7 protein-coding genes are annotated in these 6,075 nt (G+C 69.5%); 3 read left to right on the forward strand and 4 right to left on the reverse strand.

Going from position 1 to position 6,075, the window contains the following annotated elements; translation table 11 throughout:
- Positions 1–933: class I SAM-dependent RNA methyltransferase (locus MVA01S_RS28040; RefSeq protein WP_060941784.1), on the reverse strand; the 933-nt coding region annotated here is incomplete at its 3' end.
- Positions 930–2,924: an APC family permease gene (locus MVA01S_RS28045; protein ID WP_003934003.1), complete on the reverse strand. Its 1,995-nt coding sequence runs from the start codon at positions 2,922–2,924 to the stop codon at positions 930–932. The genes MVA01S_RS28045 and MVA01S_RS28040, both read right to left, overlap by 4 nt.
- Positions 2,925–3,023: 99 nt before the next feature.
- Between MVA01S_RS28045 and MVA01S_RS28050 the strand changes: the two genes are divergently transcribed.
- Together MVA01S_RS28050 and MVA01S_RS28055 are read left to right on the forward strand one after the other, a co-directional pair.
- Entirely contained in the window at positions 3,024–3,695 is a 672-nt protein-coding gene (locus MVA01S_RS28050) for a potassium channel family protein (protein WP_003934002.1), read from the forward strand.
- Complete coding sequence (locus tag MVA01S_RS28055) at positions 3,692–4,357, forward strand: potassium channel family protein (protein WP_003934001.1); 666 nt, start codon at positions 3,692–3,694, stop codon at positions 4,355–4,357. Before MVA01S_RS28050 ends, MVA01S_RS28055 begins: the two co-directional genes overlap by 4 nt.
- On the opposite strand, the gene MVA01S_RS28060 is transcribed toward MVA01S_RS28055, so the two are convergent.
- A complete protein-coding gene (locus MVA01S_RS28060) occupies positions 4,345–5,034 on the reverse strand; it encodes a DUF3159 domain-containing protein (protein ID WP_086006127.1) in 690 nt (229 codons plus the stop codon). The two genes, MVA01S_RS28055 and MVA01S_RS28060, sit on opposite strands and share 13 nt — an antisense overlap.
- A 71-nt stretch (positions 5,035–5,105) precedes the next feature.
- Entirely contained in the window at positions 5,106–5,477 is a 372-nt protein-coding gene (locus tag MVA01S_RS28065; protein WP_003933999.1) for an OB-fold nucleic acid binding domain-containing protein, read from the reverse strand.
- A gap of 143 nt (positions 5,478–5,620) precedes the next feature.
- Between MVA01S_RS28065 and MVA01S_RS28070 the strand changes: the two genes are divergently transcribed.
- Positions 5,621–6,075, forward strand: a 455-nt coding sequence (locus tag MVA01S_RS28070) for an alpha/beta fold hydrolase (protein ID WP_435405983.1), incomplete at its 3' end; no start/stop codon positions are given.

The raw sequence follows: 6,075 nt of genomic DNA on the forward strand, positions 1-6,075 counted from the left end.
CGCGCGGCGCACCGAATCGGTCACCACGGTCACGTTGTCGAGGTCGGCCAGTGCCGCACGCGCGGCCCGCGACGCGCCCCGGGAGGTGTCCACGGTCGTCACCGCCCCGGTCGGCCCGACCGCTTCGGCCAGCGCCGCGGCGAAAACCCCTGCGCCGCCGTACAGATCCCAGGCGGTCATCCCGGCCTGCAGCTGGGCCCACTGGGCGACCAGCCCGCTGTAGAGCGCGGGCGCGCCGCGGTGAGCCTGCCAGAACGCGGTGACCGGGACCTGCCAGGTGCGGCCACCGACCCGCTGCACCGCCTCGTAACCGCCCTCGACGACAGTGGTGCGCTTGCCGCGACCGGAATGCGCGACGTGCCGGACGCCGTCGTCGTCGACGACGACGTGGACCGTGCTGTCCTTGGGCCACCGGGTCTCGGCCAGTCCGTCGAGCATGCCCTCGGGCAGCTGGGCGCAGTCGAGCCGGTGCACCAGTTCGGCGCTGTGATAGCGGTGGAATCCCGCGCGTCCGTCGGCCGAGGTGTCCAGGCGCACCCGGGTACGCCACCCGGTCGCCCGGCCGTCACCGACCGGTTCGGCGGCGGCGTCGGACTCGTCACGCCAATGGTGGTTACCGAGCCGCACCAGTTGGTTGGCCACCACTGCGCCCTTGATCCGGCGCACCGCCGACGGCTCGGCGAACGCGAGGTCGCAGCACCCCGAACCGTGCACCCCGGCGATCGGGCAGAGCGAGTCGATGCGGTCGGGGGACGGTTCGAGCACCTCGACGGTGTCGGCGTTCCAGAACGAACCCCGGTCGCCCACCAGCCGCGCCCGGACCGTCTCCCCGGGCAGCGCGTAGCGGACGAACACCACCCGGCCGTCGTGGCGGGCAACACAACTCCCGCCGTTGGCCGCGGCAGTGGTGGTCAGGACGAGATCGTCGCTCATTCCAGGAATCCTTTGCGCGCATCTCCGGGCGCGGACTGCGGCGCCAGCTTTCTGAGCCGTTCCGACGACGTCAGCTGCCACGGAACCGACGTCACCATCACATTGGGCTCGAACAGCAGCCGGCCCTTCAGGCGCAGCGCACTCTGATTGTGCAGCAACTGTTCCCACCAGTGCCCCACGACGTACTCGGGAATGAACACGGTGACGACCGTACGCGGTGAGTCCTTGCCGACCCGCTTCACGTAGTCGAGCACGGGCCGGGTGATCTCGCGGTACGGCGACGCGATCACCTTCAGCGGCACGGCGATGTCGCTCTGTTCCCACTTGTGTACGAGCTGGCGGGTCTCGGCGTCGTCCACGCTGACCGTGATGGCCTCCAGCACATCGGGTCTGGTAGCCCGCGCGTAGGCCAGCGCGCGCAGCGTCGGCAGATGCACATTGGACACCAGCACGATCGCGTGGTTGCGGCTGGGCAGCACGACGTCCTCGGTCTCGGCGGCCTGGGCGTCCAACTCGCGACTCACCGCGGCGTAGTGGCGGTGGATGAGCTTCATCACACCGAACAGCGCGGCCATCGCCAGGATCGCGATCCACGCACCCACCAGGAACTTGGTGACCACGACGATGACCAGCACGGTGCCTGTGCACAGCAGACCCACGGTGTTGATCAGCCGGGACCGCACCATCCGTGCGCGAGCGGCCGGCTCGGTCTCGGTGCGCAGCAGCCGGGTCCAGTGCCGGACCATGCCGATCTGGCTGAGGGTGAACGACACAAACACCCCGACGATGTAGAGCTGGATCAGCGCGGTCACCTCGGCCTGGAATGCCACCACGAACGCGATGGCACCGAAGGCCAGGAACAGGATGCCGTTGGAGAACGCCAACCGGTCCCCGCGGGTGTGCAGCTGGCGCGGCAGGAAACGGTCTTGGGCCAGAATCGATCCCAGCACCGGGAAGCCGTTGAAGGCGGTGTTGGCGGCCAGCACCAGGATCAGCGCGGTCACCGAGGCGATCAGATACAGCCCCAGCGGGAAACCGTGGAACACCGTCTCGGCGAGCTGGGCGATCAGCGTCTTCTGGTGATAGTCGGGCGGGGCACCCCCGAGCTGTTCGAGCGGACGTTCGGCGATCTGCACGCCGATCGCCTTGGCCAGCAGGATGATCCCCATGAACAGCGTGATCGCGATGACCCCGAGCAACAACAGAGTGGTCGCTGCGTTGCGGGACTTGGGCTTACGGAACGCCGGCACGCCGTTGCTGATCGCCTCCACGCCCGTCAGCGCCGCGCTGCCCGACGAGAACGCCCGCGCCACCAGGAAAACCAGCGCGAAACCCAGGATGTCACCGTGCTCGGAATGCATCTCGAAGTCGGCCGACTCGGCGCGCAACGGGGTGCCCAGCGCATAGATCTGGAAGAAGCCCCACGCCAGCATCACGTACATGCCGATCATGAACGCGTAGGTGGGAACCGCGAAAGCCGTTCCGGATTCCCGGATCCCGCGCATGTTCAACGACGCCAGCACCAGGATCGCGACGACGGCGAACCAGACCTTGTGCTCGTTGACGAACGGCACCGCCGAGCCGATGTTCGACATCGCCGAGGACATCGACACCGCCACCGTCAGCACGTAGTCCACCAGCAGCGCGCTGGCCACGGTGAGGCCGGCGGTGGGACCCAGGTTGGTGGTCACCACCTCGTAGTCCCCACCACCGGACGGGTAGGCGTGCACGTTCTGGCGGTAGCTCGCGATCACGACCAGCATCACCGCCGCCACCGCCAGCCCGATCCACGGCGCCATCGAGTACGCGGCCAGCCCAGCCACCGACAGCACGAGGAAGATCTCCTCGGGAGCGTAGGCCGTCGAGGACAGTGCATCCGAGGCGAAGACCGGCAGCGCTATCCGCTTGGGCAGCAGGGTGTGCGACAGCTTGTCGCTGCGGAACGGCCGGCCCAGCACCAGGCGCCGGGCGACGGTCGAAAGCTTGGACACGAGTGCCAAGGGTATGCCCGAAGGCCCAGAACCGTCGGGAAGCGGTAGGTTCCGAGATGCACGGGTTTGCAGCGACCCCGTCCGGGAAAGGACCGTCAGGTGCGTGTAGTGGTGATGGGGTGCGGCCGCGTCGGCGCATCCCTGTCTGACAGCCTGGCCAGGATCGGCCACGACGTCGCCGTGATCGACCGCGACGGCACCGCATTCCACCGGCTCTCCCCCGACTTCCCGGGTGAGCGCGTACTCGGGATGGGGTTCGACCGCGACGTGCTGGTGCGGGCCGGCATCGAGCACGCCGGCGCGTTCGCCGCGGTGTCCTCCGGCGACAACTCGAACATCATCTCCGCGCGGGTGGCCCGCGAGACCTTCGGTGTGCAGCGGGTGGTCGCGCGCATCTACGACGCCAAGCGCGCCGCGGTCTACGAACGACTCGGCATCCCCACCGTGGCCACCGTGCCGTGGACCACCGACCGGCTGCTCCACGTGCTGACCCGGGAGACCGAGACCACCAAGTGGCGCGATCCCAGCGGCCACGTCGGGGTCGCCGAATTGTCGTTGCACGAGGCCTGGGTCGGCCGCCGCGTCACCGATCTGGAGGCCGCGACCGCGGGCCGGGTGGCGTTCCTGATCCGCTTCGGCGCGGGGCTGCTGCCGGACGTGAAAACTGTGCTCCAGGCCGGCGACCAGGTGTACCTGGCGGCGATCTCCGGGCACATCGCCGAAGCGCTGGCCATCGCGGCGCTGCCGCCGAGCGAGGAGGCCGACGCGTGAAGGTCGCGATCGCCGGGGCGGGTGCGGTGGGCCGGTCCATCGCCCGCGAACTCGTGGAGTCCCACGAAGTCACCCTGCTGGAGCGCAACCCCGACCACATCGACGTCGACACGATCCCGGCCGCGCACTGGCGGCTCGGCGACGCCTGCGAACTCAGCCTGCTGGAATCGGTTCAGCTGGAGGAGTTCGACGTCGTGATCGCCGCCACCGGCGACGACAAGGCCAACGTCGTGCTCAGCCTGCTGGCCAAGACGGAGTTCGCGGTCTCGCGGGTGGTGGCCCGGGTCAACGACCCGCGCAACGAGTGGCTCTTCGACGAGGCGTGGGGCGTCGACGTCGCGGTGTCCACCCCGCGCATGCTGGCCTCGCTGGTGGAGGAGGCGGTGTCGGTCGGCGACCTGGTCCGGCTGATGGAGTTCCGCAAGGGGCAGGCCAACCTGGTCGAGATCACGCTGCCCGACGACACCCCGTGGGGCGGCAAACCGGTCAAACGCCTTGAGCTGCCCAGAGATGTGACGCTGGTGTCGATCCTGCGCGGACCGCGGGTGATCGTGCCCGAGCGTGACGAGCCGCTCGAAGGCGGCGACGAGTTGCTGTTCGTCGCGGTCACCGAGGCCGAGCACGAGCTACGGGAGCTGCTGCTCAAACCTCAGCCGCGGTGAGGTCGGTCGTTCGACTCGCGTGCGGCCTCGCCGGCCTCATCGGCGTCCGCGTCGGCCTGAGCACCGGTACCGCTGTGCTGTTCCGGCGCGACGGGCTCGTGCAGGCCGCTCTCCCGTAGTGCCCGCTGAGCCGACCGGATCGCGATATAGGTGACCAGTGCGGCCACCGCGGTCAGCGGCCAGCCCATCGCGATACGGGCCACCCCGAGCCAGCCGGTCTGGTCGGCGTCGTAGAGGTGCTGCTGCACCAGGAACCGCGATGCGAACAGCACCGCCCACACCAGCGTCGCGATGTCGAAGGCCAGCACCGCCCGCCGGGCCTCGCGCCAGCGGCGGTCGCCGGCGTGCACCCAGCCCCAGATGTAGCCGACGGCGGGTCGGCGGATCACCACCGACAGTGTGAACACCACCGCCCACAACAGCGACGTCCAGATGCCAAGCAGGAAGTACCCCTTGGACGCGCCGACCAGATATGCGATCAGCGCGCTGATGCCGACGGCGAAGAAGCCGGAGATCGCCGGCTGGGTGGACTCCCGGCGGATGAGCCGCCAGATCAGGATCAGGGTCGCGACGCCCAGCGCGGCCGCGATCGCGGGCATCAACCCGAACGCCGACGACACGGGGACGAACACCACGACGGGCAGCGAAGAGTAGATCAGGCCGCTGATGCCGCCCATCTGCTCCAGGACGGCGGCGCCGCGTGCCGGAGGAGTGGTCTGCTGCGAGCCCGGATCGGTACCCGGGGCGCTCACCGCTGAATCTCGTAGCGGGGGTTGTAGATCGCCTTGGATCCGTTGTCGAGCTTGCCGACTCGGCCGTGCACCTTCAGAGTGCGGCCCGTCTCGATGCCCGGGATCCGGCGCTGCCCCAGCCAGACCAGCATCACCGCGTCGGTGCCGTCGAACAGCTCGGCCTTGACCCCGCCCGTGCTGTTCTTGCCGTTGCACTCGACGCTGCGCAGGGTGCCGATCATCGTGACTTCCTGACCGCGCTGACAGTCGATCGCCTTCTGCGCGCCGGTGCCGGCGGCCTCACCGCTGAGCTCTTCGACATCACGTTGTTCCGGGTCTTCGGTCAATCGTCGGGTGAGCCGGCGAAGATATCCCTCGGCCGTGGCCATGGCGTCTCCTGATCTTCTGCCATCCACTGTGGATTCTGTTGAACCAACGCCACGGTAGACCTGTTGGTGCCCAGATGCTAACTACGCCGCGGCGCGTGTGGGGTCGCGTCGCCGCGGGCATCACGACCAGGCACGATCGACACATGGCGGTCAATCTGCGCGACGTGATCACGGTCCTTTTGCCCGGCACGGGATCCGACGACGACTTCGTCTACCGGGCGTTCGGACCGGCCCTGCACGCGGCCGGCGCGGTGGTGGTGACACCGCCGCCGCAGCCGCACCGGCTCGTCGACAGCTACCGCGACGCGCTCTGTGACGCGGCCCGGTCCGGGCCGATCGCGGTGGGCGGGATCTCGATCGGTGCGGCGGTCGCCGCCGAGTGGGCGCTGAGCCACCCGAGCCGGGTGGTGGCGGTGCTGGCCGCGCTGCCGGCCTGGACCGGATCGCCCGACACCGCCCCGGCCGCGATGGCCGCGCGCTACTCGGCCGAGATGCTGCGCCGCGAGGGTCTGGCCGCCGCCACCGCGCAGATGCAGGCGGGCAGCCCGCAATGGCTGGCCGACGAACTGACCCGGTCGTGGCTGGGCCAGTGGCCCGC

It is taken from the genome of Mycolicibacterium vaccae NBRC 14118 = CIP 105934 (assembly GCF_001552715.1).
GTDB classification, from domain to species: domain Bacteria; phylum Actinomycetota; class Actinomycetes; order Mycobacteriales; family Mycobacteriaceae; genus Mycobacterium; species Mycobacterium vaccae.